24 protein-coding genes are annotated in these 26,334 nt (G+C 43.9%); 2 read left to right on the top strand and 22 right to left on the bottom strand.

Features of this window, described 5'->3' with window-relative positions; all coding sequences use genetic code 11:
- Positions 1-202: 202 nt before the first annotated feature.
- The 13 genes from adhE to LIZ08_RS05965 all read right to left on the bottom strand — a co-directional run bounded on the left by adhE (position 203) and on the right by LIZ08_RS05965 (position 14,937).
- Positions 203-2,854 carry a bifunctional acetaldehyde-CoA/alcohol dehydrogenase gene (adhE, locus tag LIZ08_RS06025; protein WP_227038477.1) on the bottom strand — a complete coding sequence of 884 codons (2,652 nt, stop codon included), beginning with the start codon at positions 2,852-2,854 and terminating at the stop codon, positions 203-205.
- Between the two features lie 397 nt (positions 2,855-3,251).
- A complete protein-coding gene (locus tag LIZ08_RS06020; protein WP_227038476.1) occupies positions 3,252-5,054 on the bottom strand; it encodes an acyltransferase family protein in 1,803 nt (600 codons plus the stop codon).
- The gene (locus LIZ08_RS06015) at positions 5,044-5,448 is read right to left on the bottom strand and encodes a hypothetical protein (RefSeq protein ID WP_227038475.1); all 405 of its coding nucleotides are present in this window, start codon (positions 5,446-5,448) and stop codon (positions 5,044-5,046) included. Before LIZ08_RS06015 ends, LIZ08_RS06020 begins: the two co-directional genes overlap by 11 nt.
- A gap of 28 nt (positions 5,449-5,476) precedes the next feature.
- Positions 5,477-5,902 (bottom strand): low molecular weight protein-tyrosine-phosphatase, encoded by a 426-nt coding sequence (locus LIZ08_RS06010; protein WP_003015407.1) that lies wholly within the window; start codon positions 5,900-5,902, stop codon positions 5,477-5,479.
- A gap of 173 nt (positions 5,903-6,075) precedes the next feature.
- Entirely contained in the window at positions 6,076-6,642 is a 567-nt protein-coding gene (locus LIZ08_RS06005) for a nucleotidyltransferase family protein (protein ID WP_227038474.1), read from the bottom strand.
- A gap of 6 nt (positions 6,643-6,648) precedes the next feature.
- Positions 6,649-7,647, bottom strand: coding sequence for a Holliday junction branch migration DNA helicase RuvB (ruvB, locus tag LIZ08_RS06000; RefSeq protein WP_227038473.1), 999 nt, complete (start codon positions 7,645-7,647; stop codon positions 6,649-6,651).
- A gap of 492 nt (positions 7,648-8,139) precedes the next feature.
- Entirely contained in the window at positions 8,140-9,180 is a 1,041-nt protein-coding gene (locus LIZ08_RS05995) for an aldose epimerase family protein (RefSeq protein ID WP_227038472.1), read from the bottom strand.
- A gap of 81 nt (positions 9,181-9,261) precedes the next feature.
- Positions 9,262-10,431 (bottom strand): SIS domain-containing protein, encoded by a 1,170-nt coding sequence (locus LIZ08_RS05990; RefSeq protein WP_049483970.1) that lies wholly within the window; start codon positions 10,429-10,431, stop codon positions 9,262-9,264.
- Positions 10,432-10,514: 83 nt separating this feature from the next.
- Positions 10,515-10,919 (bottom strand): PTS sugar transporter subunit IIA, encoded by a 405-nt coding sequence (locus tag LIZ08_RS05985; protein ID WP_003002366.1) that lies wholly within the window; start codon positions 10,917-10,919, stop codon positions 10,515-10,517.
- Between the two features lie 11 nt (positions 10,920-10,930).
- On the bottom strand, positions 10,931-11,749 hold the full coding sequence (locus LIZ08_RS05980) for a PTS system mannose/fructose/sorbose family transporter subunit IID (RefSeq protein ID WP_154854663.1): 819 nt from the start codon (positions 11,747-11,749) through the stop codon (positions 10,931-10,933).
- Positions 11,736-12,650, bottom strand: coding sequence for a PTS mannose/fructose/sorbose/N-acetylgalactosamine transporter subunit IIC (locus LIZ08_RS05975; protein WP_154854661.1), 915 nt, complete (start codon positions 12,648-12,650; stop codon positions 11,736-11,738). Before LIZ08_RS05975 ends, LIZ08_RS05980 begins: the two co-directional genes overlap by 14 nt.
- Positions 12,651-12,676: 26 nt before the next feature.
- Positions 12,677-13,153 (bottom strand): PTS system mannose/fructose/N-acetylgalactosamine-transporter subunit IIB, encoded by a 477-nt coding sequence (locus LIZ08_RS05970; RefSeq protein ID WP_227038471.1) that lies wholly within the window; start codon positions 13,151-13,153, stop codon positions 12,677-12,679.
- Entirely contained in the window at positions 13,150-14,937 is a 1,788-nt protein-coding gene (locus LIZ08_RS05965) for a glycoside hydrolase family 35 protein (protein WP_227038470.1), read from the bottom strand. Before LIZ08_RS05965 ends, LIZ08_RS05970 begins: the two co-directional genes overlap by 4 nt.
- Positions 14,938-15,068: 131 nt before the next feature.
- Between LIZ08_RS05965 and LIZ08_RS05960 the strand changes: the two genes are divergently transcribed.
- Complete coding sequence (locus tag LIZ08_RS05960; protein WP_042760251.1) at positions 15,069-15,785, top strand: GntR family transcriptional regulator; 717 nt, start codon at positions 15,069-15,071, stop codon at positions 15,783-15,785.
- A gap of 334 nt (positions 15,786-16,119) precedes the next feature.
- Here LIZ08_RS05960 and purB read toward each other — a convergent pair whose 3' ends face one another.
- The 8 genes from purB to purD form a co-directional block, all read right to left on the bottom strand.
- Positions 16,120-17,418: an adenylosuccinate lyase gene (gene purB / locus LIZ08_RS05955; RefSeq protein WP_003013885.1), complete on the bottom strand. Its 1,299-nt coding sequence runs from the start codon at positions 17,416-17,418 to the stop codon at positions 16,120-16,122.
- Positions 17,419-17,582: 164 nt separating this feature from the next.
- Positions 17,583-18,839, bottom strand: a complete 1,257-nt coding sequence (locus LIZ08_RS05950) for a DUF4041 domain-containing protein (RefSeq protein ID WP_031572840.1) — start codon at positions 18,837-18,839, stop codon at positions 17,583-17,585.
- Between the two features lie 13 nt (positions 18,840-18,852).
- Positions 18,853-19,080 (bottom strand): hypothetical protein, encoded by a 228-nt coding sequence (locus LIZ08_RS05945; RefSeq protein ID WP_024054861.1) that lies wholly within the window; start codon positions 19,078-19,080, stop codon positions 18,853-18,855.
- A gap of 15 nt (positions 19,081-19,095) precedes the next feature.
- Positions 19,096-19,758, bottom strand: coding sequence for a hypothetical protein (locus LIZ08_RS05940; RefSeq protein ID WP_024054860.1), 663 nt, complete (start codon positions 19,756-19,758; stop codon positions 19,096-19,098).
- Between the two features lie 93 nt (positions 19,759-19,851).
- Positions 19,852-20,115 (bottom strand): hypothetical protein, encoded by a 264-nt coding sequence (locus LIZ08_RS05935; RefSeq protein WP_031572847.1) that lies wholly within the window; start codon positions 20,113-20,115, stop codon positions 19,852-19,854.
- Position 20,116: 1 nt separating this feature from the next.
- Positions 20,117-21,208 carry a 5-(carboxyamino)imidazole ribonucleotide synthase gene (gene purK / locus LIZ08_RS05930; RefSeq protein ID WP_024054858.1) on the bottom strand — a complete coding sequence of 364 codons (1,092 nt, stop codon included), beginning with the start codon at positions 21,206-21,208 and terminating at the stop codon, positions 20,117-20,119.
- Positions 21,195-21,683, bottom strand: a complete 489-nt coding sequence (gene purE / locus LIZ08_RS05925; protein WP_031572850.1) for a 5-(carboxyamino)imidazole ribonucleotide mutase — start codon at positions 21,681-21,683, stop codon at positions 21,195-21,197. Before purE ends, purK begins: the two co-directional genes overlap by 14 nt.
- Before the next feature lie 291 nt (positions 21,684-21,974).
- Complete coding sequence (gene purD, locus LIZ08_RS05920) at positions 21,975-23,237, bottom strand: phosphoribosylamine--glycine ligase (protein WP_227038469.1); 1,263 nt, start codon at positions 23,235-23,237, stop codon at positions 21,975-21,977.
- A 182-nt stretch (positions 23,238-23,419) separates the two neighbouring features.
- Here purD and LIZ08_RS05915 point away from each other — a divergent pair, with 182 nt between their 5' ends.
- Positions 23,420-24,439: a GBS Bsp-like repeat-containing protein gene (locus tag LIZ08_RS05915; protein ID WP_227038468.1), complete on the top strand. Its 1,020-nt coding sequence runs from the start codon at positions 23,420-23,422 to the stop codon at positions 24,437-24,439.
- A 273-nt stretch (positions 24,440-24,712) separates the two neighbouring features.
- Here the strand turns inward: LIZ08_RS05915 and purH are convergent, their stop codons facing one another.
- Entirely contained in the window at positions 24,713-26,260 is a 1,548-nt protein-coding gene (gene purH / locus LIZ08_RS05910; RefSeq protein WP_155169916.1) for a bifunctional phosphoribosylaminoimidazolecarboxamide formyltransferase/IMP cyclohydrolase, read from the bottom strand.
- Positions 26,261-26,334 lie beyond the last annotated feature (74 nt).

The raw sequence follows: 26,334 nt of genomic DNA, 5'->3' as shown, positions 1-26,334 counted from the left end.
AGCCCGGAATGCTATAAAAATAACACAATTTCTGAAAAAAAGTCTAATTTTTATGAAAAAATGGTTCGGAGGTCTGAAAAGCAAAAAAAGACAGGCAATTCCTCAGCTCCCTTTTTTCGATTGAAACCTGAAAAGGCCATCAAAAATCCCCCGCTCTTTTGAGCGAGGGATAGCTGATAAACATCAGTTCTTCCTTGGCGTCTTATTTACGACGTCCTGGGCGTTCCTTGTAACCATAGTAAGCATCTTCGATGATTTCTTGCATATGGTCTACCATTGGAAGACGTGGGTTAGCTGGTGAACATTGATCTTCGTAAGCAAGGAAGGCCAATTCACGAGAATGTTTCTTCCATTCTTTTTCATCGATGCCTTGTGCTTTGAAGTTCATTTCGATACCACAGCGTTCACCAAGTTCGTACACAGCTTTTGCGTAAGCTTCAACGGCTTCTTCTGGTGTAGAGCATGGAAGTCCTAGCATACGAGCGATATCTTGGTATTTTTCATCCGCACGGTAGTAGTTGTACTTAGGCCATGTAGCTGTCTTAGCCGGACGTGTACCGTTGTAACGGATAACGTATGGAAGCAAGATCGCATTGGTCCGTCCGTGGATGGTGTGGAATTGCGCACCAATCTTGTGGGCCATTGAGTGAGAAATACCGAGGAAGGCATTGGCGAAGGCCATACCTGCGATAGTTGACGCATTGTGCATCTTTTCGCGTGAATGGAAGTCCGCGTTCTTCACTGAGCTTTCCAAGTTTTCAAAGACAAGTTTAATAGCTTGAAGGGCAAGACCATCTGTGAAGTCGCTAGCCATTTGTGATACGTAAGCTTCTGTCGCGTGCGTCAAGACGTCCATACCAGTGTCCGCTGCAACAGATCCTGGAACAGTCAATACCAAGGCAGGGTCTACGATGGCAACGGTTGGAGTCAATGAGTAGTCTGCGATTGGGTATTTACGGTTGTTTGCTTTATCAGAGATAACGGCAAATGGAGTTACTTCAGATCCTGTACCAGATGTTGTTGGGATGGCGATGAATTTGGTCTTCTTACCAAGCAATGGGAACTTGAAGGCACGTTTACGGATATCCATGAATTTTTGAACTAAGTCACGGAAGTCCACTTCTGGTTGTTCGTAGAAGAGCCACATAACTTTGGCCGCATCCATTGGTGATCCACCACCAAGAGCAATGATCGTATCTGGTTTGAAGGCACGCATGATCTCTGTACCACGTTCAACAGTTGTGATATCTGGATCTGGTTCTACGTCTGCAAAGATTTGGTAAACCACCTTGTTGCGACGAAGGTCAAGCTGTTCGATGATGCGATCAAGGAAACCAAGCTCTACCATAGCGTGGTCTGTAACGATCATGACACGTTCAACGTCACGACATTTTTGTAGGTATTCAATTGAATCACGTTCAAAGTATGTTTTTGAAGGTAGTTTCATCCATTGCATGTTATTTCTCCGGCGTCCGACTTTTTTGATATTCAAGAGGTTGATGGCACTAACGTTGTCCCCAACAGAGTTGCGTCCGTAAGAACCACATCCAAGTGTCAATGATGGCAAGAAGGCATTGTAAACATCCCCGATACCACCGAAAGTCGAAGGAGAGTTGCAGATGACACGAATGGCTTTAACTGCTTTACCAAATTCTTTGGTCAATTCTTCATCTGCTGTATGGATGGCTGCTGAGTGACCAAGACCGTTGAATTCAACCATTTGGCGTGCTTTGTTAATTCCGTCTTCACGGCTTTCAGATTTCAAGACAGCGATGACTGGTGACAATTTTTCACGAGTCAACGGCTCTTTTTCACCAACTTCTTTACATTCTGCAGCAAGGATATTGGTTCCTTCTGGGACTGAGAAGCCAGCTTGTTCAGCGATCCATGCTGCTGGTTTCCCAACGATGTCCGCATTCAATTTCGCACCCGCACAGTTTTTGCTGTTAGCTTTTACGCCGAAGCAGAACTCTTCAAGAAGGGCTTTTTCTTTTTTGTTAACAAAGTAAGTGTGGTAAGATTTGAATTCTTCAACAAACTCATCGTAGATTTCTTTATCGATGATGACCGCTTGTTCAGACGCACAGACCATTCCGTTGTCAAATGATTTTGACATGACGATATCGTGTGCAGCTTGGCGGATGTTAGCTGATTTTTCAACATAAGCAGGAACGTTACCTGCACCTACCCCAAGAGCTGGCTTCCCACATGAGTATGCCGCTTTCACCATGGCATTCCCACCGGTCGCAAGGATCGTAGCAACTCCCTCGTGGTTCATCAGGGCACTGGTTGCTTCCATAGATGGTTGCGTGATCCATTGCACACAGTTTTCAGGAGCTCCTGCTTTAATCGCTGCATCGCGGACGATTTGTGCCGCATGAGCTGATGATTCTTGAGCGGATGGGTGGAAGGCAAAGACGATAGGGTTCCGTGTCTTCAAGGAGATCAATGCTTTAAAGATGGCTGTTGAAGTTGGGTTTGTTGTAGGAGTGATCCCGCAAACGACTCCGACTGGCTCAGCAATAAGGGTCAAACCAGTGACATCATCTTCTTGAATGACACCAACTGTCTTGGTGTGACGCATGTTGTTTACAACGTGCTCACAAGCGAACAAGTTCTTAGTCGCCTTGTCTTCAAAGACTCCACGACCAGTTTCTTCATATGCATGAAGAGCAAGCTCACCGTGTGCGTCAAGAGCAGCTACAGATGCTTTTGCAACGATGTAGTCTACTTGTTCCTGATCCAATTTGCGCATTTCTTCAAGCGCCACCAGCGCTTTTTGCACCAACTCGTCTACGTGTTTTTCAGCAGCGAGTTTCTTTTCTTCAGGTGAGAGAGTTTTTTTATCAGCCATTTGATGCTTTCCTCCAATGTTTGAAACCCTTATCCTTTTCCGGAACTTTTTCTTGTTTTCAGAAATTTTCAAGAATAGTGTAAGAAATTTCGATTTGTTAATTATTTCACAATATAATTGTACTCTATTTTGAGTTTTTTGTAAACACTTCCAAGCAACTTTCACAAAGATTTTTTTGAAGTTTGTGAAAGTTTTATCAATTCAATTGCTGCAAAAACAATTCTTTAGCAAAATTGTGAAAAAATAATTTTAAAAATTTTTTCTTCACAAAGTGATGTTTTCAATCGATTTTTGTAAGCGTTTTCTTAATCTTACTAAAAAAAGCAGCTTTTTACAAGTAAAAAGTTGCTTTTTGTTTTGTTAGGATTTGTTTTGTTTCAGTTTCAGAGATGCTTTTTTACTTCTTGACTGGACCTTTTTCAGCCTTGTCAAGAGCTTCTTTGACGGTTTGGGCATAGAGTTCCCCACCATTGGTCTCCATATTGAAGTGAACAGAGTCTGTTCCCACCCAAATATTTGGATTTTCCACGGCTACTTGATACCAGTCCGCAATGGTGATGAAATCGTATTTCTTGGCTAGTTCCAACTCATAAAGACGCGTTTGAACCGATTCACTGGACGGATCGTTGGCATAGCGCCCATCATATGGTGTCACAAGGATCAAGCGACGGCCTTTTGGAAGTTTCTCAACATACTGATCCAGCAATTCTTTGTAGTTGCTTACAGTATTGGTTCCTAGGGCAATGACCACATTTTTTAGGAGAACTTTATTGGAGATATCGGTCTCAAAGACCTTCATTCCATTTTCCAACTGACGGCTCACCACTGCATCGATCTGGATGCCAGGGATGGCTTTAGTCAGGTAGTCCTGCGCTCGCAAGTTAACCGAATCCCCGATCATGGTCACACCATTTGAAACGTTATAGTCTGTTGCCGTCGCATTGTCCACCTGCGTCCGTGTGACCTGCATTTTGCTGTCTGCTTGATTGAGCCCACTCACTACCAAACTCTCATCAAAAGCTCCAACGGTAGGTGCAAAGGCGGAGATTCCAACCATCAAGAGAGCTAATGGAATCATGAGGTAAAAGATCGGTTTGGTCAAAAAGCTGAGATCCATCTTCATACCAAAGACCCGAGGTTCCTTACCTGCAATGGTTGGCTCCAAAATATAGAAGGACAGAGCCGTTAGAATCAAGGAAACGATCGTCGTCACAAGGGCTGCCATCATATTTCCCAAATGTTGAGAGAAGATGATAAAGAAAGGCCAGTGGAAAAGGTAAACGCCATAACTGGTATCTGCCAAGAAATTGAGGATGGCTGGTTCTTTTTTATCTGGCGTCTTTTCATGGAGAATGCGGGCCGACAGAATCATGGCACAAGCTGCGATTGTCGCTACTAAAAAGCCAAATAGATAGGTCCACAAGCTATCAAATGGTAAGAAAAGACTGAGCACAAACAAGAAGGCAAAGCTTCCACCCAAGACCGATAAGGTCTTTTTCATGCTCCAAGACTGCACCAGCTTTGTAAAGTTCGGGCTGACATTGGCAATCCCTGTCACCGTTGCTAGACACGATCCCGCAAAGAAGGGGAAGATGTGAGTGAAGCTAGAAAAATAGATGGTGGAGAAATTAGCTGTCAGAAAGGCGCGGATGAACATGGACAAGAAGGTGAAGAGAAAGAGCCCGCTGGATGCTAGGAAGAGCATGCCTCGGTATTTTCCAACCGTCTTAGCCCGCTTAGCCAAGAACCATGCCAAAAGTGCCCAGAGCACATAGTAATGCACTTCTAGGGCCAGACTCCAGGTATGAAGGAAGAGATGTGGAATGAAGTTACTTTCGTAACTACCACCCGTTGCCATCTCAAAGAAATTGGTCACAAAACCAAAGACCGCCGCAATCTGAGTCCCAATACCAGCCACGTAGTCCCGTTGGACCATAAAGGTAAAGGGCATCACGACCAAGACCATAAAGACAAGGGGTGGTACGATCCGGTAAAAGCGCCGTTTCAAGAATGCCAGGTAGTCGATTCCTTGCTTGCGCGCAAATTCATCGATCAAGAGCGCTGTAATCAAAAATCCTGAGAAGGTGAAGAAAATATCTACCCCAATGAAGCCTCCAGGAAAGGCTTTTTGGAAGAAATGGTAAAGCAATACCAATAAGAGTCCTGTAACACGGACTAGTGAAAACCATTTAATGCGCATTTTGATAAATCCCCTGCTTGAATGTTCCTTTGTATACGACGTTGGCTTCTGTGGTTAAGGTGCCTTTGCCCTCCGGCTGGCCGTTAATAAACTGCCCTTCATAGGTCCAACCATCCTTGGACTTAAACTTACCATAGCCGCTAAAAGAGCCGTTGACGAGGTTACCTGTATAGGTATCCCCATTTTTAAAGGTGACGGTTCCCTTGCCATTCATCTTGCCACGGACCAAACTTCCGTCGTAACGGATCGCCCCCTTATCCAAGGTCAAGACGCCCTGACCTGGAATGGCTGAAAGGAAAACCAGCAAAGCAGATAGAACAATCACGACTAATGCTGCTATTTCCAAATTTTTTCGTGTCAGATAGACCTTGTAGGTCTCATAAAATTCTTTCATATCCCGTATTCTCTCACATATCAAACTCTTAGGAAGTTGCCAGCTGATCCAACCAGACTTCACAGCCAGCCAGAACCCTGCGATAGGTCTCCTCAAAATCACCAGTATACCATGGATCTGGCACACTTTCAGCAGCAAAAAGATGAATCTTGTGCTCTGTACCTACAGGAGCCATTTGCTTCAAATCTGCCACATTATTTGCGTCCATCCCTAGGATCAAATCAAAGTTGTAAAAATCCTCTTCTTTGATCTGTAAAGAAGTCTTGGCTGGATCATAAGGGACCTGGTATTTTTGAAAGATTCTCTGGGTTCCCCGATGGATGGGATTGCCATGTTCCCAGCTAGAGGTGGCACGGCTTTCAATCTCATACTGATCCGTCAAGTCCTTCATGACAAACTCCGCCATGGGGCTCCGACAAATATTTCCTAAGCAGACAAAGACGATTTTTTTCATGATTCCACCTAACTCCTTGTTCGGACTGCCCAACCTAGCTGAGCTCTTCGCTTTCCACTAAGGAAAACCAGCATACTATTACTATTATAACAAAAATGTGACAGAAAGATGACAAAGGGGCTCCATCATTTTAAAGAAAAATCAGATTCCTTTTTCAAATCTGATCTGTTTCTCTATTTTGGAAAACGAACCTCTAATGGAGGCCATTTACTCTGCCAATTTTTCTTTTTCATCCGCTCTGTATAAACCGCTAAACGCTCTGGACTGGCTAAAAAATGCGGAGTCGGCTGAACAATGAAGTCTTCGATATCGCTTGTCCCATAAGGGAGAAAGAATTCTAGCTGATCGTCTTTCTTTAAGCGAACCGCAAGAGCCGTACACTGCTCGGGATATTTGGAAACCGCATCACAGGCACTGCGATAAGGAGCTGTCCCCGGACTATGCTGGTGCATATAGACTTGATTTTTCACTTCCCAAGCGTACTGAGGATAGGTCTTCTTTAATTCCTGCTCGATCTGCAGAGTCTCCTCATAGCTGATCTCAGGGTCATAAAAGACCAGATCCATATCGGTTGTCGCGTCAAACCCTGGTCTTCCAGAGAGCTGGTTCCAGATGAAATTGCGGACCGCACCCGCCGCTAACCAGGCATCTGCCAAGTCTAGATCTCGAATAATAGTCAAGACTTTCATCATCTCTTGATCCGCTTGGATCTGTTCTACTATCGCTTCTTCCGTCAGCATCTTCTTCTAATCTCCATTGTAGGGATAACCCAGGTGTTCATAAGCCTTACGGGTCGCCACGCGCCCTGTCCGGGTCCGCATGATAAAGCCTTTCTGAATCAAGTAAGGCTCATACATATCTTCTACGGTCTCTCGCTCTTCGGCAATATTGACCGATAGAGTCCCAAGCCCGACCGGGCCACCGCCGTACACTTCAATCATGGTACGCAGGATCTTTTGATCGATATAGTCCAGTCCTTCATGGTCCACATCTAGCATAGAGAGGGCCTTGTCTGTAATGGTATCGTCAATCAAGCCATCGCCCATGATCTGAGCAAAATCGCGCACCCGTTTGAGCAAACGGTTGGCAATCCGAGGAGTTCCACGACTACGAAGAGAAAGCTCTTCGGCAGCCTCGTGGGTAATTTCCATCTCAAAGATCTCGGCGGTCCGCTCGACAATCTCTGTCAAATCATCTTGCTCATAGTATTCCATGTGCCCGGTAATCCCAAAGCGAGCGCGCAAGGGATTGGACAGCATACCAGCTCGAGTCGTTGCCCCAATCAGAGTGAAGGGAGGAAGGTCCAGATGGACACTCCGGCTGCTCTCACCAGCGCCAATCATGATGTCGATGTAAAAATCTTCCATGGCGCTGTAAAGCACTTCTTCGACTGACATAGGCAGACGATGGATCTCATCGATAAAGAGGACATCGCCAGGCTCTAGATCATTGAGGATAGCTACCAGGTCACCGGCCTTTTCAATGACAGGACCAGAAGTCTGCTTAAGATTGACACCCAGTTCATTGGCAATGACAAAAGCCATGGTGGTTTTCCCAAGCCCCGGAGGGCCAAAAAGAAGGACATGATCCAGTGCTTCATCCCGAAGCTTAGCCGCCTCAATAAAGATTTTCAGCTGGTCCTTGACCTTATCTTGACCAATATATTCATGTAAATATTGCGGGCGCAACGTCCGTTCAACAGCCTCTTCATCGCCCATGATTTCATTGTCTAAAATTCTACTCATACAGTCTATTATAGCAAAAAATGATGCCTTCGGTACCACAAATAGAATGTGTTTTTTAAAGATAGTTCTCACTTGCGTTCGAACTGCGTCAATGTACCTAAGCTCGTCTACGTCCCTATCAGGCTTGGTTAGATGAAATAGGTTTAGTAATAATTACATAACGCAGTGGTTGATTGGTATCTTTGTTCGCTCTTATAGCTCCAAAGATTACCTAATCAACTGTGCGGGGGTGAGACAACGAACAATTTTAAAAAATTGTTCTGTCTCACTCCCAGAAAAAAGCCACCGGTTTTGGTGGCTCTTATAGGGAGATTATTATGAAAAAGTTTTAGGAGTTTTATCATTCAAAGTTAGGAGGTCTTTGATGATGGTATTAGTATACGATAGGAAGCTTAAACTTTCCTTATAGTTTTTCTAAAAAATCTTTTTCGAGAAAAAGAGGTGGTCCCAAGCAAGAATTTCACATCCTTTTTTGGGTCACCCCTTTCCTCCTTATTTCTTAGCAATGGCATGGTAGCTAGTCTTGCTGGTGAAGACTTGACCTGCTATCAAGATGACCTTTTCAGCTTGGTCACTGTGAATGGCATCTGGCACTGTTTGGAATTCTAGAGCCAAGCCATTGTGCTGAACCATTGGTTGGCCTTGCAGATGAACAGTTTCGTCTACGAAATTGGCTGAATATACCACCAAGGCTGGGGCTTCTGACTTAAAGGTCAAAAAACGTCCAGATGGCTGATGGTAAAGAAAGCCGGCATTTTCATGCCCTTCTGGAAGAGCAAATGGATGGTCTAATCCTTCTACCAGACGGATTTGCGGATCAGAGTCCTTAAAAAGATCCTCCAAGAGCATTGCTTGGTAGAGATGCTGGACAACCGGACTTTCTCTATCCACGGTCTGAAGAGGAACACCGTCTGGATGGATAGGGTAAAGCCCTTGATGGTTGATCTGAAAGACATGGTCATTGATCGGCTGGGTGAAGTTGCCTGATAGGTTGAAATAGCTGTGGTTGGTCGGGTTGACCAAGGTATCTTGATCCGTTTCTACCCGATAGGCAATCTCAAGTTCACCATCTTCCGTCAAACCATAGGTTACCCAGACCTTGAGATTTCCAGGGAAACCACCGGTTCCATCTGCACGTTCTGTGTATAGGGTAATTTCCTGATCCGTTACCGACTCCACGCTAAACAAAGCGCTGTCCCAGCCTGTTGATCCACTGTGGTTGCAGTTGGTACCATTATTGGCTTCCAAGTGATAGGTCTCTCCATTGAGTTCAAAACTTGCCCCTGCAATCCGGCCTGCTACCGGGCCAATACTAGCCCCATATTTAGGGCTATTGCCCACATAGTCCTCAAAGCGATCAAAGCCTAGAATAATATTCGTAAAATGGTCTTCTTTATCCGGTGTCACATATTCTAAGATCGTCGCCCCATAGGTCATGACAGATAATTGGTAACCCTTGTCATTTTCGAGGCGATAAGCCCGAACCTCTTGATTCTGCCATTTCCCAAACACGCTTTCTTGATACTGTTTCACAAACCTTCTCCTCTCACTGTTTTTCTCCATTGTATCAGTTTCACAAGAAGAAACACTCCACTTTTTATAGAAAATTAGTGGCTATTCTTTATGAAATGGATGAATGATCACCCCTTGAACAACCCGATTGACGGTACCAGTTGGTGATGGCGTGTCTGGGCGATTTTGCACCTTGAGCGAAGTCAAGAGAGAAATCAACTGACCGTAGATAATGTATGGGAAGGCACGGTAGATATCTAGGGAGTCTGCTGATGCTTTCACCAACACTTCCCGTACATGCTCGATCCCTGCAGCTTGATCGGTCAAGAGGACAACTTGACGGGCAATCCGATCTCCTGCAACTTCTCCAACCAAGTCCAGATCATACTGACGGGTATAAGGATCAATGGATCCAAAGACCAAGACGAGAGTCTGGTCATTGATGAGGGATTTTGGACCGTGACGGAAACCGACAGGACTCTCATACATGGTTGCGATTTTGCCTGCTGTTAATTCCAAAATCTTGAGCTGGGCTTCATGGGCTAGGCCAAAGAAAGGTCCTGCCCCCAGGTAGATCACGCGCTCGAAGTCTAGATCGACCACTTCTTTGACCGCACGGTCCTTCTCCAAGATTTGCTCTGACAGATGAATCAGTTCTTCTACTCGTTTTTCTTTCATCTCTTCCTCGCTTGGATCAAAGACCAAGAGAGCTGTCAAGAGCATGGAGGTAAAGCTAGAGGTCATGGCAAAACCAGCATCGTTGGTTTCTTTCGGCTGTAAGAGCAAGAGATTGCGCTCATCTCCGTGGGCTTGCTGGGCCAGTTTTCCTTCTTCGGCACAGGTAATGGTGATCTGATAAAGTTCATCGACCAAGCCTTGGGCCAACTGCACGGTTGCGACACTTTCTGGCGAATTGCCACTCCGGGCAAAAGATACTAAAATCGTCGGAACCTCTTTTTTCAAATAGGTTTGAGGATGAGCTACGATATCCGTCGTCGCAATGGATTGAAAATTCCAGTGGCGTTCATCGTGCACTTCCTGCAAGTAAGGAACCAAGGTATCCCCCACATATGCTGAGGTTCCTGCCCCTGTCAAGATGACCTTGATATAGTCATGCTCTTGCCCAATCTTTTCTAAGAAAGCTTTGATTTCCGCTTTTCTTTCTTGGTACAAGCGAGCCGTTTCTTTCCAAACACTTGGTTGTTGGTAAATCTCACGTGTTGTGATCTCTGCTCCTAGCTCCTGCAAGTCTTCTTTTGTATAGTCTAACATAGAACCTGTTGTTCCTTTCTACAATCTAACGTTGATAAATGGGAAAGGAGCCTGAGATGATGCTCCCAGACTCCCATACCAACCTACTCATCTTCATCATCATCAAGGTTTGACAAGAGGTCATTGACCTTGACAATACTTTCTTTTGCACGTTCAGGGTAGTCCCCTTCATTACCAGTCAGGCTACTATTGATGAATTCGATAACCATCGGAAGATTCATCCCTGCGTATAAGTCAATCGCACGTCCTTCAAGGATCAAGCGGCTCACGGTGTTGCAAGGAGTTCCTCCCAAGAGATCGGCAAATACAATATAGTCTTCTAGACCTTGGACTGTTGCTTCGAATTTAGCAGTAAAGTCTTCTGGTCCTTCTTCTGGTAAGAGTGCAACCGTATGGATGGATTCTTGTGGTCCCATAATCATCTCTGTGCTCGCTTTGAGCTCTTCACAAAAGCGACCATGGCTGACCAATACTAACTCTTTTGCCATACCTTACTCCATTATTCCATTCCAAAGAAGAAATGTCCAAAGGCAGAGAAGGAAATAGCTGCGACGATAATCAACAAGATAGCCTTGGTTGAGTTCATACCTTTACGTCCAAGCAACCAGTAGATCACACCTGTGATAATAGCTGGAACCAAGCGTGGGAAGATCAAATTGAGCATGTCTTGGATATCGATGGCTTTGTCCCCGATGTGTGGCATCCAGGTTACATCCACATTGATCATCGTTGCAATCAAGGCACCGACCATGAAGATACCAAGTACAGAAGCTGCTTCGATCAAAGCTGTCAAGGTACTTTGCATGTTGTTGATTAAGTTGGTACCTTCTTTATAAGCGAATTCCAACTGTTTCCAACGGAAGATATCATAAGCAACTGCCACAGCAATCCAAAGGAAGATACCCCATGGTTGACCTTGTGACGCGATGGTTGCTGCAATAGATCCCATAATAGCTGGAACCAAAGATCCAAAGATAGAGTCTCCAAGAGGGGCAAATGGTCCCATGAGACCTGTCTTGATCCCGTTAACCGCATCTTTAGAGTTGACACCATCTTTTTCTTCCAAAGCCAAATCAAAACCAGTGATAATGGTGTGGAAGAATGGAGAAGTATTGAAGAATTGCGTATGCAATTTCATCATTTCTTTCAATTCAGGTGTGCCATCTCCATACATTTTCCGCAATTGTGGAAGAAGCATGTAAAGGTAACCAGAAGCCTGCATCCGTTCGTAGTTCCAACCTAATTGGAAGGTGAAGAGGCTACGTTTGTTGATTTGTTTAAAATCTTCTTTTGTTAGTTTGTAATTAGAATTCGTCATCTTCAATTTCCCCGCTTTCTACATTGCTTGCTGGAGCAGCTACGACTGTACGTTGACTGTTTTTGAAGTGTTGTACTGCAAGGAAGATACCGATAATGGCAATACCAATCATAGATACACTCTTGAAGTTGTTAACAAAAGTAATAGCTTGTTCTTTTGGAAGTTTAGCGAACACATCAGAACCAACAATGCTAGACACTGCAGCACCAAGGCTTTGAACATTGCTGTAAAGCACTGTCAACATCGCTGTCAAGCCAAAACCAAGGGCAAGATAGTGAAGGTGACGTTTCACAGGCAAGTAGTGAAGCAAGATCGCAAATCCAAGACCAGGAAGCATACGTCCTGCAAGAGTCAAGCCGTTTGCGAACCATTGATATTTTGCAACAAAGTCAACAACAGATTGGACAAAAGCACCACCAAAGGCAAGAGCCAAGAAGACTGGAAGGGCACGAGAGAGAGCCCAAGGAACAGCACCAAGAAGGTAGTTGCGTTCAATTCCTTTATAATCAAAGCGTTCGATCGCCGCATCAATACGGTGTGCAAAGGCAGTAGTACTCATACGGCCAAGGATATCTGCATAGGTCAAGAGAGCAGCTACGGGAACGGCAATAGTTGAAATCGCAATTTCTGGTTTAATACCTTGCGCTACTGAAAAGGCAGTTGCAAGAACGGCACCAGAAGTGGCGTCAATACGAGAAGCTCCACCGAAAGTACCTACACCGAGCACTGTCAATTGGAGAGACGCTCCGATAAAGAGACCTGTTCCTAAATCCCCCATAACAAGTCCTGTAATGAAACCAGCAAAGACTGGTGAGCCTGCTGATGAAACAATCGTCAACTCATCACAGATTTGATAAGCTGAGTACAAAGTAAGTAGTAAAATTTGCCACCATTGTATCATGACAATTTCCTCCTAAAAATTTTCTTTTACTTTAATAACTTCATAAAGTCTTCTGCAGTGTCGTTTGGCACCATCTGAGACGTAATCTTTACACCTTTTTCGTGGATCTTGTTGAAGTCTTCCACGTCCGCGTCCACCACATTGATCGAGCGGGTAATCGCACGTGTCTCATCAGATTGAGACATATTGCCGACATTCAGCGTTTCAAGCTGAACACCTGCTTCGATCAAACGAAGGAAACGATCAGGTTTGCGAGCTACGATAAAGAGTCGTTGGCTATCATATTTTCTAGCCAAGATATTTTCCGCAGCCTTTGCGACTGGCAAGATACTGAGCTTAACACCAGGTGGTGTCGCTAGTTTCAAGCCACTTTTTTCAATATCATTTTGAGCGACTTCATCATCGATCACCATGATACGTGAAACATTTAGTTTGGTAGTCCAAAGATTGGCTACCTGCCCGTGGATCAAACGTCCATCAATACGGCATCCTACAATAGTCATAAGTTTTCCCCCTTTACTTCTTTGAATGTAGGTTGTTGAACAAGTTCAAGTGTCTCTTGGTAACGCCCTTCTGTCTCAAAGACGATCAGGCTATTAGCTCCTTCTTTGAGGAAACCATGAGGCACGTAAAGTGAAGTGGTCGGTCCGACCTCCCAGAAACGACCAAGGTTATGGCCATTGACAAAGACGACCCCTTTCCCAAATCCTGTCATATCCAGATAGGTGTCAAGGGTGTGGTCCAGCTGAAAATCATATCGGTAAAATGCTGGAGCACCTGCCTGCCATTCCTTTGAAAAATCGAGCTGACTGAGATCTTGTAAATCCAGTGGGTACTGCTTCCAATGCAGGTGGAAATGCAAATCCACACAGACACCTGTGCGAATGCCCTTGTGCTGGCTATCAGCCAAGAGCTTGTGCCCATAGTTGACACGTCCCATATTCTCAAGCAAGATTTTTAAATTCGTAACCGCTTTCTTTTTTCCTTTGATAAAAAGATCTTCACCGATCTCTGTTTGGTATTGCGTTGCTACATGTTGATCATCCAGGTAAATCTGTACCCGATCTCGACCATCAATGATGCGCAGTCTTTCTTCTTCCGCATCCAACTCAAGGTCTGTCTCATATAGGAGATAACCTGTGGTTTGCCCCAACTCTTCCATCTTTTCGGGATAAAGGCTGGTCTCGACTTGAGCCAAATTATCCAGATTCCCAAAAAGACTAGTCTTGGCCGCCAATTGCAAGGTCTGTTCTGGTAAACACTCTTTGATGAGCGGTTCTTGCTGTGGGTATTCCGGATAATAGGTCGCCATCATTTTTTGAATAGCATAATACTTCTCCGTCGGATTGCCCTGCTCATTGAGCAAAGCCCCATAGTCATAGGACGTCACCTGTGGCAAATCAAGCGTCCCCCGAGCTGAACAACCATTCATGAAGCCAAAATTGGTTCCGCCATGAAACATGTAGAGATTAATGGAGCCAAGCTCCAAGACCTCATGGACAGCTTCAGCCAACTCCTCTGGGTCCCTTTGAATCACAGGTTCTTTCCAGCGGGTAAACCAGCCATCCCAGAATTCCATACACATCAAGGGCCATCTCTTGCCGTATTCGTCAAAGAATTCTTTCATTTGACCAAAGTTATAGGCTGCTTTGGAACCGAAGTTTCCTGTCACGAAGAGGTCTTCTTCGATCAAGGTTCCTGCTCTTAGAGTTGCTCGCCATGGACCATCTGATGTAAAGAGAGGACAGGTCACGCCTTTTTCCTTCATCAAATCCCGAATGGCACGAAGATAATCCTTGTCTTCTCCATAAGAGCCGTACTCATTTTCCACCTGCATCATGAGGATTGGACCACCCTGATCCACTTGGTAGGGTGTTAACAACCCAAGCAAGCGATCATAATAACGATCCACTGCTTCGATAAAGGCTGGGTCTGATGAGCGAATTCGCAGGTCTTCTTCCAAGAGCCAGGCTGGTAATCCACCAAATTCCCACTCTGCACAGATAAAGGGCGACGGCCTTACAATCATGTAAAGTCCAAGGGATTGGCCGGTTTGAATGAAACGCTCTAGATCCAATCGACCACTAAAGTCAAACTGCCCTTTGCGGGGTTCGTGCGCATTCCAAGGGACATAGGTCTCAACCGTGTTAAACCCCAAAGCCTTTAGATTATACAAGGAATGATACCAGTCTGCTGGGTCAATTCGGAAATAATGGATCGCTCCGGACAAAATCTTGAAGTGTTGACCTTTTAAATAGAAAGCATCGCGAATCTCAAAAACTCCCATAAACGCCCCCTTTCTTATATGTAACCCTTTTCATTTATTAATATAATAAATTATTTAAAAAATGTCAACACTTTTATAAAAAATATGTTAAAATAGGGTTAAATAAGAGAAATCTAAAGAGAGGTAGCACTATGGCAATTCCAAAGTACCAACACATCAAAGATGAATTGAAGCAGCAAATTATCTCCGGAAAATTTGAAAATGGAGATAAATTTTATACTGAAGCTGAACTCATTAAAATTTATGATGTCAGCTCTATCACCGTTGTCCGTGCTTTGAACGACCTCGCTGCTGATGGCTACATTGTCCGTCAGCAAGGAAAAGGAACCTTTGTTTCTCGTGCTCGAAAACACAAACTGGTTGAATTTTCAGATGTTGAGACCTTCCCAATCCAAAAGGCCAAAGTCAAAGTTCTCTCTATTAAACGTGGAAATACCTTAAGCATCCTAGACAAACTAGGCCTCAACCCAACGCAATTCTACTATAAGATCGAACGGACTCGCCAGACAGGGGATGATACCTATATCTTCCACCAAACCTATGTTCCTGAACAATACATCAATCCAAACTATCCAAATTTGGAATACTACAGCTCTATCTATGATCGCTTCAAAGAAGACTATCACATTCATATGAATGATGAGCACTTCGAAGAAGTCAACGAAATCGTCTTTCCTACACCAAGCAAGATTGCTAAAGTATTGAAGATCGACGAAAATTTCCCAACGGTCAAACAAGTGAAGACGACCAAGCTAGAAGCGACTGGCCAAATCCTTGAGTACTCTGAAACCTATAAACGCGGTGACTACTACAAGATCAAGTTCATCTCCTGTGACCGCGATCACTAAGAACCAAAAAGACTGAGACATCTCGGTCTTTTTTATAGCTCCAGTATAGCATGTTGAAAACGATTTCTAAAGACCTCTTTAAAAATATATATAATTAGTGATAGTTTAGCTATAAAAAGTTTAAAAAGGGAGTGGGAAAGAACTCCGACTAGTTAAAAAGAGTTCGTCTTCCCCACCCCCGCACAGTTGAGTAGGTCATCTTTGGAGCTTCATAAGCGAACAAAGATACCAATCAACCACTGCGTCTTGCAGTTAGTCTTATCAAACATCAAAGGCTGGACAGTTTTTGCCCAGCCTCTTTCGTCTATTTTTCAAATTCCCTTTTTCGTTGCGATTAGTCACCCAAACCGATGCGTTCGAAGATTTCATCCACCCGTTTGGTGTAGTAAGTTGGGTTGAAGATTTCGTCGATTTCTTCTTGAGTGAGACGTGAAGTTACTTCTGGATCTGCTTCAAGAAGTGGTTTGAAGTCTACTTGGTTATCCCATGATTGGGCAGTCTTCGGTTGAACAAGGTCGTAAGCTTGCTCACGTGTCATCCCTTTTTCAATCAAAGTCAACATGGCACGTTGGCTGAAGATCAAACCAAATGTAGAGTTCATGTTGCGAATCATGTTTTCTGGGAAGACTGTCAAGTTCTTAACGATGTTTCCGAAACGGTTGAGCATGTAGTCAATCAAGATAGTTGTATCTGGTGCGATGATGCGCTCAGCTGATGAGTGAGAGATATCACGCTCGTGCCAAAGGGCTACGTTTTCATAAGCTGTGACCATGTGACCACGGATCACACGCGCAAGACCTGTCATGTTTTCAGAACCGATTGGGTTACGTTTGTGAGGCATTGCTGAAGATCCTTTTTGACCTTTGGCAAAGAACTCTTCCACTTCACGTTGTTCAGATTTTTGAAGACCACGGATTTCAGTTGCCATACGCTCGATAGAAGTTGCGATGCTCGCAAGAACTGCAAAGTACTCAGCGTGAAGGTCACGAGGAAGGACCTGTGTAGAGATTTCTTGAGCACGGATACCCAATTTATCGCAGACGTATTTTTCAACGAATGGTGGGATGTTAGCAAAGTTACCAACCGCACCAGAAATCTTCCCAGCTTCCACACCAGCAGCCGCATGCTCGAAACGCTCGATGTTGCGCTTCATTTCGCTGTACCAAGTCGCCAATTTCAAACCAAATGTTGTCGGCTCAGCGTGCACACCGTGGGTACGACCCATCATGATAGTGAACTTGTGTTCTTTCGCTTTGTCAGCGATGATGTTGAGGAAGTTTTCAAGGTCCTTGCGGATGATGTCGTTGGCTTGTTTGTATAGGTAACCATAGGCCGTATCTACCACGTCAGTAGAAGTCAAACCATAGTGAACCCACTTACGCTCTTCACCAAGCGTTTCAGAAACCGCACGTGTGAAGGCCACCACATCGTGGCGAGTTTGCTGCTCGATTTCCAAAATACGGTCGATGTCAAAGTCCGCTTTTTCGCGGATCAAAGCCACATCTTCCTTAGGAATTTCTCCCAATTCAGCCCAGGCTTCATCCGCCAAGATTTCCACCTCAAGCCAAGCACGGTATTTATTTTCTTCAGTCCAAATGTTCGCCATTTCTGGGCGAGAGTAACGTTCGATCATATTATTATTTTCCTTTCTTTTGATGTTTCACTTATTTGGGGCGGACGTCAGCAGCTTCCTGCGGAATCTCATGACTAAATCTTGAGCCTCTAGTCTCAAGATTTCCGTCGCTTACGCTTTCCCCACGGCGTGAAACATCCGTTTAACGAACAAAAATAGTTTTGTTATAACTGTTTATCTTCAATAGCTTTGGTTTGCCTGTATTCAAATGCTTCAGCATTTTCATTCAGCTCCACCGTTAATTCTTTATGAGATGCTAAAATACTTTTAATTTTATCAAAGGGAACCTTGAAATACTCTTTTCTTCCATTCACCTTATTTACTTTATAATTAGCAAGTTGATTGTGTAATTCTGTTTCCAGTGCAAATGCTTCCTCACTAAATATCAAAGCATGGACATCAAATTGAAATGGTACAGATGCACTGCTCAACTCCCTGATTCGTTCTAACGGCTCTAAACGGCGAGTTACTCCAATTTTATATACATCTTCACCAAAAGACCCTATGTTAGATATCACATACACATATCCTGCTGTTGCATGGCCTTCTCGGTAATCAATGTCTTCTTCAATTTCATCTAATTCAGATAGTTTATCTTGATATTCAGTCAATTGGCGTCTGAGTTCATCTACTTCATCATTTTTTGCTTCTTTTAGCAACTCTGTTACCTTGGCAACCATATTTTTAAAGTGATCTCTATCCTTTTCCAATTGCTTTCGTTTCGCTTTAATCTCAGCTTGAAGTTTTTTATCTTCTCGTTCCTTTTCCCGTTGTTCACGAAGCAACTCTTTTTCTTCTTGCTTCTGAAGCTCGTACTCAACAGCCAATTGAAATTCAAGCAATTTCAGTTGTAAATATTCTGGACTAATCTCTATACCATTACTAGCATAAATTTTGTTCAACTGATCAAACGAGCGTATAAGAGCGGTCTTCTTATTCTCAACATTAGCAGGCGTTGCTTTTACTAGTAAGGCATCTGCTTCCCCATTAAAACCTCGAATTGCCACCTTTTTTAATTTATTTTGAATCGCACGCCCCTTTTTTTCACTGTTGTTAAAAGTGTAGGTCCAAATAATCTTTGCAGCACTATCATTTTTAACAAGTTCTTTTTCCCTAAGTCTAAGATTTTCTAAAGCTTCTTTGTATTGAAGTGAATCAGTGAATTTATATTGCCGATTAAAAAAGCCAAATTCTTGTAAACCTAAGTCATCATTTGCTAAAGAAATTTCATAATTTAAACGATCAAGCTCACTCTGTTTATTTGCTAATTCTTCGTTTAAAGAATATATTTCCTTAGCAGTTTGTATTTGTAATTTTAATTCATCTAAACTCTTTTTCTTTAATTCTATTTCTTGGTTTAATTTTTGAATTTTATTTTCTAGAACTTCATCTTTAGGCTTCCCAAAACTAAATATCCCCATATACTAAGTTCTCCTATTCAAATTCTTCTTTCCCAATCCACACTGATGGATAGTGATCTAATGTATTCAAATCCGTATCTAACGGTAGATCATAGATGGCTAAATAGTTTTCAGGATATTGTGCAACTAGCTCTTCATACTTAGCTTTCACTTTTTCGTGATCACTGCTAGCATACAAGACTTCGACGACTGCCCCTGTCTTCTCTTTTTCAACAAAGGCGTTGACGATAAGTTGAATCATATCAATGTCTCCACTTTAAATAATACCTAGATCAGTCCTTATGACTTGTTCAAGTTCCCAACAAATATCATCCAATTTATTGTTTCTACCATCGTTATATTCTAAAGGTCTACCTGTAATAAAAGCGTTTTGCCAAGTAACCTCAAACTTGACTAAGCAATTTTTTACGTCTTGACTGGCATACAATTCAATAATCTTATCGGTACTTCTAAATCGTTCATATTCTTTCTTAGCTAAAAAATACTGATTTTTGATTTTTTCTATTTCCTTGATATAGTATTCTCTATTCCGAATTTCTGTTTTGATATCTTCTTCGTCTTGATAAGTAAGACCTTTTCGCTCTAATCGCTTTTGATAATCTTCTTTAATCTGAATTTCTAAAATTCTATTCACCGCATCAAAGTTTTCTGAATGAAAGTTAGGTCCATTTGATAATAGAGTCATGACATCATATGGAGTTCTATTTGGAAATAAAGATATTATCCTGATTAACTCGTTATAAGGTTCCGTTAATTTTTCTTGTTTTTTTACTTGGCTCTGTATTTTTCGTTCTTGTATCTTCGATTTTCGTTTATCAACATAGATATAAATCCCCCATAAGAAGCTAAGAATTCCTATAATCGCTAATACAGATTGCCAATTAAAATAACCGTGTTCATTTGTAAATAACTTATCCACTAAAAATCAATCCTTTTCCAGCAGTAGTCTGGCTCCTCTTGTTTAACAATGCGTTGACAATAATTTGAATCATAAACTAGTCTCCATTTAGCATTAAAGATTATCATTTTCTGAGTCTTCATGTATAGAAAATTCAAATGAAATTCTCTCAGGATGTCTAGGCAGACCGTAACTACTCAGATAATCCTTAACTTCCTTCACGGAACAAGAATATTCTAAGACTAGCTGATTGCCAGTTCTGTCTAAAATATGAATCCCCTCTCTATCCGCAATCTCTGGAACAATCAAATCGTCCGTATAAGTCAGTGTTACGGTCGTTATTTCATCATCCAGCAATTCATCAAATTCTTCTGTCATTTCAAAAATCAATCCCCTCACCAAACTCCTCAACCTCGTCTGGCACATCACTAAACAAAGTCACATGTCCCATCTTGCGATTGTGCTTTGCTTCTAGTTTACCATACATGTGGAGGTGGGCGCTTGGATTTTCTGTGACATAACACTCAGCTGCTTCGACGTGTTGGCCGAGGACATTGAGCATGACAGCTGGCGCATGGAGATGGATTGCTGGAAGTGGCGCTCCGAGAACGCCCAAGATATGCGTGTCAAACTGTGAAAAGTCGCAAGCTTCGATTGAGTAGTGACCAGAATTGTGTGGGCGTGGTGCGATTTCGTTGACGATGATGTCATCAGCTGTCGCAAACATTTCCACACAAAGGGTACCAGAGAGGTTAAGTTGCTCGGCAATCTTCACAGCCATGGCTTTAGCTTTCTCAGCTAGACTATCAGAAATGCGAGCGGGCACGATGGTTTTAGAAAGGATGTTGTTGCGGTGGATATTTTCCTGAACTGGGAAAACTGTCACATCCTTACCGTTACCAGACACGATGACTGAAATTTCAAGGTCGAAGTTAACGAACTCTTCCAAGACACACTCGGCTGAGTTAGCAAGGGCATTTGCCTCTTCCAAATCGTCGGCTGATGTGATGACTTTTTGACCATGTCCATCGTAACCGCCTGTCGCAGTCTTAAGGACATACTTTTTAGAAAAGTCAATATCTTCTAAATCAAGGCTAGATGTCACTACCTTGTAAGGGGCAACGGTTACTTTAGCCTTGTTTGAGAGAAAGTCCTTCTCAAAAATACGGTTTTGTGAAATGCGAAGCAGGTCTGTTCCTTGTGGGAGCTGACCGTCTTTGATAACAGCGTCAAGGCCGTCAGCGTCGACATTTTCAAACTCATAAGTGAGAACATCACAGCGGTCCGCCAACTGACGAAGGGCATCCACATCGTCGTAAGGGGCCACGATAACCTCAGACACACGAGAAGATGGACAATCTGCTGCAGGATCAAGGGTGATAACCTTGTGGCCCATGTAGATAGCTGAGATAGCCATCATCTGACCGAGCTGGCCACCACCGATGATACCAATGGTTTTAGTTGAGCTCATTTGTAGACTCCTCTGCGATTTTTCCTTGTTCTTCAGCAAAGTTAGCAAGCGCATCCGCAATGCCCTTGTCTTCTACTGAGAGGAGACGAAGGGCAAAGAGGGCTGCATTAGTCGCACCAGCTTCACCGATAGCCATGGTTGCGACAGGTACACCACCTGGCATCTGAACGATAGAATAAAGAGAATCCACACCGCTAAGGGCACGAGACTTGACAGGTACCCCGATGACTGGAAGAGTTGTTTTAGCAGCAACCATACCTGGCAAGTGAGCAGCGCCACCCGCACCTGCGATGATGACCTTGATGCCACGGCTACGTGCTTCTTCGGCATGTTTGAACATGAGGTCCGGCGTCCGATGTGCGGAAACAACTTTCTTTTCGTAAGCGACACCGAAGTTGTCGAGGACTTCAGCGGCTTTTTGCATGGTTGCCCAGTCGGATTTTGAGCCCATGATAATGGAAATTACTGGTTTCATTTTTTCTCCTTTTTTGATAATGGTCTTAGGTGGTGGGGACGGAAGCAAACCTTCGGTTTCATTCCTAAACTTTGAGCCTAAGGTCTCAAAGTTTCCCCCGACCAGAACATTCACTGTTCTGGTCTTTTCACCACGGCGACCATTATCGGGTTTGGCGACTTCGTCGCCTAAAATAGCAATGATATTTGAAAACTCGAAGAAAACCACAGAGTGACAAGGCAAAGCGACGAAGATAGAACTAACGTTCAGCAAGGAGCTTTAACACAGGCAATCGAAGGTTTTCAAAGAGTTTTATTTGTTAGCCTTGCTACCGATATCCGTACGATAGAATAGGCCTTCTGTGTTTTGTTTGTTGAGTTCGTTGTAGATGATGTTTTGACCGTCTTTTACGGTGTCTGCTGTGGTAACCAGCATGTAGACACGTCCACCGTTTGAGAGGAGGTCTTGGCCATTTTCAGCGAATTTGGCACCAGCATAGTAAGTGATGATGTCACCATCTGTCTTGGCTGGAAGTTTGACACCCTTCTCATAAGCGAGTGGATAGCCGTTTGAAGCTACAACCACGCCCAATGTCACACCCTTGTCCGTCCAAGTGATGGCTGGCTCTTTGCCATCCAAAATGTCAGTGATGTTTTGCGCAAAGTCAGATGTCAAACGAGGCAAGATAATTTGCGTTTCAGGATCTCCAAAACGAGAGTTGAACTCGATGACTTTCGGTCCATCAGCAGTCAAGATTAGCCCCGCGTAAAGGACACCAAGGTAGGGACGGCCTTCTTTAATCATACCTTCAAGAACCGGCTTGACAATGGTGTCAACCGCTGTGTCAACCATGCTCTGTGGCAAGTGAGGAACCGGCGCATAGGCACCCATCCCACCAGTGTTGGGACCCTTGTCGCCATCATAGGCACGTTTGTGGTCCTGAGCCGTTGGCATAATGTAGAATTTATCTCCATTGACAAAGGCAAAGAGAGAAAACTCTTCCCCGTCAAGAAATTCCTCGATGATCACACGCGCACCAGAGTCCCCAAATTTATTGTCTAAAAGCATCTCGTGAGCGGCTTCAACTGCTTGCTCAACTGTCTCCGCAACGACGACACCTTTCCCAAGGGCCAAGCCGTCTGCCTTGACGACGATTGGAGCACCTTTTTCTTCGATGTAGGCCTTGGCTTCTTCGAAATCTGAAAATGTGCCATAGGCTGCTGTCGGAACGTCGTACTTGACCATGATTTCCTTAGCAAAATCCTTGGACCACTCCAGCTCAGCCGCAACCTTGGTCGGACCAAAAGCCTTGAGACCAGCTGCATTGAAATCATCCACGATTCCAGCCGCAAGGGCATCATCTGGACCGATAAAGGTCCAAGCAATATCGTTGACTTTTGCGAAGTCAATCAGCTTAGAATGTTCGGATATTCCGATATTGATCAAATCTAGACCATCTAATCGCATCCCGTCATTACCAGGAGCCACAAAAACCTGCTCAACGTCTGTAGACTCCAACAATTTCTTAGCAATCGCATGCTCACGACCGCCAGATCCAACAACCAAAAGTTTCATCTCGAACCTCTTTTGCGAATTATTTTATTAAATTATATCATAATCGTTCGTTTTATTCTAATGATTTCAGCAAAAGCCTCCTATTTTCAGTAGAATCCAAACATTTTTTGCTATTTCCTCCTATTTCTCATTTTTTTCCGAATAGTATAGGTGAGACCTACTAATTGACGAAAAGGAGTATTATGCAAACAATCAAAAAATTTGTTGTACTGACTTGTGCGACATGGGGGATGCAAGCCTCTATTGCCCATGCAAATCAAGCGACCAATGCTATCTATGCCGAAAAAGGGCAGCTGGTGATTCATCTTGGAAACGTCCCGGATAAGTATCAAAAAATCCAAGTTCCCGTCTGGTCTGACCAAAATGGCCAAGATGACCTGATTTGGTATCCAGTGGAACGCAGTGACAAAGGATTTGATCTACAAGTGCCATTGACCAATCATTCTGATCAAGCTGGACTTTATCATGTCCATGTCTATGGAGTGGAGGCAAATGAACAGCTAACCGGTCTTTACCCTCTCACGACCAGCGTCCAGCAAAAAGACCTGGCTTCCTCCCAGCCAAAGATTACGATCACACCCATCTCCCAACAAGAATTTGAGGTAGACCTAAAGTTGTTCGAAGACGTTGACGAGATTGTCTTCCCCATCTGGTCTGAAGAAAATGGGCGGGATGATCTGGTCTGGTATCCCGCAAAGAAGGTCGCACCTGGACATTTCCAACTGCGCTTTCAAGCTCAAAAACACAAGGGAAATGGGCTATTTCACCTACATGTCTATCAGAAAAGCCAAGGACAACTAAAAGGACTATTCCCCACTACCTTTCAAGTGGAAAAGGCAAAGCCAAAGCTCACGCCACTCGCGACACATCCAGGGAACACCTATCCCATTGGTGAATGTACCTGGGGAGCCAAAGAATTAGCCCCTTGGGCCCATAACTGGTGGGGAAACGGTGGCATGTGGGCAACTAGTGCACGCGCTGCGGGATTCCGGACAGGAGACATCCCAGAGGTCGGTGCCATCGCCTGTTGGGACAATGGGGGATATGGGCACGTCGCCTTGGTTACGGATGTCGAACATGACCAAAAAATTCAGATCCAAGAGGCTAACTACAACGGCCATCGCTATATCGACAACTTCCGCGGTTGGTTCGATCCAACCAACCCCATCTGGGGAACCGTCACCTATATCTACCCAGATTAAGGCCTTCATAACCAGCAGAAAGGGAGTGGGAAAGAACTCAGACTATTTAAAAAAGGTTGAAAAGGTTCCCCAAACCTTTTCAATCTTCCCACCCCGCACAGCTTCAACAGTCTGGGAGACTGTTGAAGGTTGTGGATAAAGGAAACTTTGTTTCCTTCATTAGGTTATCTTTGGAGCTTAAAAAGCGAAAAAAGATACCAATCAACCACTGCATCTTGTAGTTATTCCTATCAAACATCAAAGGCTGGACATTTTTTGCCCAGCCTTTTTTGATTAATGTCTAAAATGTCTCACGCCTGTAAAGATCATGGTCAAACCATATTTATCAGCCGCTTCGATTGACTCTTGGTCACGAACGGATCCTCCTGGTTGGATGATCGCTTTAATCCCTGCTTTAGCGATTTCTTCCACATTATCCGCAAATGGGAAGAAGGCATCTGAAGCAAGAACAGCGCCGTCAAGACGGTCTTTAGCTTGGTCAATAGCGATACGGACTGAAGCCACACGATTGGTTTGACCTGGGCCGACACCAAGTGTCATGTGGTCATTGGTCACGATGATACCATTTGATTTGACATACTTGATCGCTTTCCAAGCAAACTCAAGAGCTGTCGCTTCTGTCTCAGTTGGTTGGCGTTTCGTCACCACTTGCCAGTCAGCTGGACTTTCTTTCACCACGTCTTGGTTTTGAACGAGGAGACCGCCAACAACACCAGTGTATTCTGCTTCCACTTCACTATCATCTTGAGCGTCAAATGGTAGCTCAAGAATCCGCAAGTTTTTCTTCTTGGTAGTCAAGATTTCAAGCGCTTCGTCTGTATAGCTTGGCGCAATGATGATTTCAAGGAAGACACCGTGCATTTTTTGAGCTGTCGCAGCATCTACCTCACGGTTGAGAACCACGATTCCACCGAAAATCGATACTGGGTCAGACTCATAAGCGTAGTCCCACGCAGTTTCGATATCGTCAGCTTGACCAATGCCACATGGGTTCATGTGTTTAAGAGCCACAACGGTTGGACGGTCTTTGAAATCACGGATGATCCGGATAGCCGCATCAGCGTCACGGATATTGTTGAAGGACAATTCTTTCCCGTTCAACTGTTTCGCTGAAGCGATGGAGTAATCCGTTGGCAAAGCTTTTTGGTAGAAGTCTGCGTCTTGTTGAGGGTTTTCACCATAACGCATTAGTTGCTTAAGGTCATAAGTCAATGTGAGTTTTTCAGGTTTTTCTTCACCCACTTGAGCAGTGAAGTATTCTGCAATCAAAGCATCATAGGCTGCTGTATGACGGAAGACTTTCGCTGCCAACCGTTGACGAGTTTCGTAACTTGTTTCGCCGTTTGCTGCCAATTCGTCAAGCACAACAGCATAGTCAGCCGGATCTACCACAACTGTTACGCTAGCGTGGTTTTTAGCTGCTGAACGAAGCATAGATGGCCCACCAATATCGATATTTTCAACCGCATCCGCGTAAGTCACGTCTGGTTTAAGGATGGTTTCCTTGAATGGGTAAAGGTTGACCACAACAAGGTCAATCAATTCGATATTATTGTCTTTGGCCGCTTGAAGGTGGCTATCGAGGTCACGACGAGCAAGGAGACCACCGTGGATATTTGGGTGGAGAGTCTTCACACGACCGTCCATCATTTCTGGGAAACCAGTCACATCGTCGATAGCAATGGTATCAACACCAGCATTGTCAAGGGCAACTTTAGTCCCACCTGTCGAGATGATGTCCCAACCGAGTTTTTTGAGTTCTTGGGCAAATTCAACAATGCCCGCTTTGTCTGAAACACTAATTAGTGCGCGTTTAGTCATTTTTTCTTTCTTTTCCTTTTTTAAAAAGTTCTTTATCTGCTACAGTCGAAAATGTTCTTTCCGATCAATGGCTT

Source organism: Streptococcus sp. 210928-DFI.4.42 (assembly GCF_020554365.1).
GTDB lineage: Bacteria > Bacillota > Bacilli > Lactobacillales > Streptococcaceae > Streptococcus > Streptococcus parasanguinis_S.
The sequence above is the reverse complement of the archived record's forward strand: the minus strand, read 5'-3'. Positions and strand labels throughout refer to the sequence as shown.

Excerpts from the sequence above, each read along its gene's own strand:
- adhE (WP_227038477.1), bottom strand. The coding sequence starts at position 2,854 with ATGGCTGATAAAAAAACTCTCTCACCTGAAGAAAAGAAACTCGCTGCT.
- LIZ08_RS06020 (WP_227038476.1), bottom strand. The coding sequence starts at position 5,054 with ATGCGCATTAAATGGTTTTCACTAGTCCGTGTTACAGGACTCTTATTG.
- LIZ08_RS06015 (WP_227038475.1), bottom strand. The coding sequence starts at position 5,448 with ATGAAAGAATTTTATGAGACCTACAAGGTCTATCTGACACGAAAAAAT.
- LIZ08_RS06010 (WP_003015407.1), bottom strand. The coding sequence starts at position 5,902 with ATGAAAAAAATCGTCTTTGTCTGCTTAGGAAATATTTGTCGGAGCCCC.
- LIZ08_RS06005 (WP_227038474.1), bottom strand. The coding sequence starts at position 6,642 with ATGCTGACGGAAGAAGCGATAGTAGAACAGATCCAAGCGGATCAAGAG.
- ruvB (WP_227038473.1), bottom strand. The coding sequence starts at position 7,647 with ATGAGTAGAATTTTAGACAATGAAATCATGGGCGATGAAGAGGCTGTT.
- LIZ08_RS05990 (WP_049483970.1), bottom strand. The coding sequence starts at position 10,431 with ATGTTAGACTATACAAAAGAAGACTTGCAGGAGCTAGGAGCAGAGATC.
- LIZ08_RS05985 (WP_003002366.1), bottom strand. The coding sequence starts at position 10,919 with ATGGCAAAAGAGTTAGTATTGGTCAGCCATGGTCGCTTTTGTGAAGAG.
- LIZ08_RS05980 (WP_154854663.1), bottom strand. The coding sequence starts at position 11,749 with ATGACGAATTCTAATTACAAACTAACAAAAGAAGATTTTAAACAAATC.
- LIZ08_RS05975 (WP_154854661.1), bottom strand. The coding sequence starts at position 12,650 with ATGATACAATGGTGGCAAATTTTACTACTTACTTTGTACTCAGCTTAT.
- LIZ08_RS05970 (WP_227038471.1), bottom strand. The coding sequence starts at position 13,153 with ATGACTATTGTAGGATGCCGTATTGATGGACGTTTGATCCACGGGCAG.
- LIZ08_RS05965 (WP_227038470.1), bottom strand. The coding sequence starts at position 14,937 with ATGGGAGTTTTTGAGATTCGCGATGCTTTCTATTTAAAAGGTCAACAC.
- LIZ08_RS05960 (WP_042760251.1), top strand. The coding sequence starts at position 15,069 with ATGGCAATTCCAAAGTACCAACACATCAAAGATGAATTGAAGCAGCAA.
- purB (WP_003013885.1), bottom strand. The coding sequence starts at position 17,418 with ATGATCGAACGTTACTCTCGCCCAGAAATGGCGAACATTTGGACTGAA.
- LIZ08_RS05950 (WP_031572840.1), bottom strand. The coding sequence starts at position 18,839 with ATGGGGATATTTAGTTTTGGGAAGCCTAAAGATGAAGTTCTAGAAAAT.
- LIZ08_RS05945 (WP_024054861.1), bottom strand. The coding sequence starts at position 19,080 with ATGATTCAACTTATCGTCAACGCCTTTGTTGAAAAAGAGAAGACAGGG.
- LIZ08_RS05935 (WP_031572847.1), bottom strand. The coding sequence starts at position 20,115 with ATGACAGAAGAATTTGATGAATTGCTGGATGATGAAATAACGACCGTA.
- purK (WP_024054858.1), bottom strand. The coding sequence starts at position 21,208 with ATGAGCTCAACTAAAACCATTGGTATCATCGGTGGTGGCCAGCTCGGT.
- purE (WP_031572850.1), bottom strand. The coding sequence starts at position 21,683 with ATGAAACCAGTAATTTCCATTATCATGGGCTCAAAATCCGACTGGGCA.
- purD (WP_227038469.1), bottom strand. The coding sequence starts at position 23,237 with ATGAAACTTTTGGTTGTTGGATCTGGCGGTCGTGAGCATGCGATTGCT.
- LIZ08_RS05915 (WP_227038468.1), top strand. The coding sequence starts at position 23,420 with ATGCAAACAATCAAAAAATTTGTTGTACTGACTTGTGCGACATGGGGG.
- purH (WP_155169916.1), bottom strand. The coding sequence starts at position 26,260 with ATGACTAAACGCGCACTAATTAGTGTTTCAGACAAAGCGGGCATTGTT.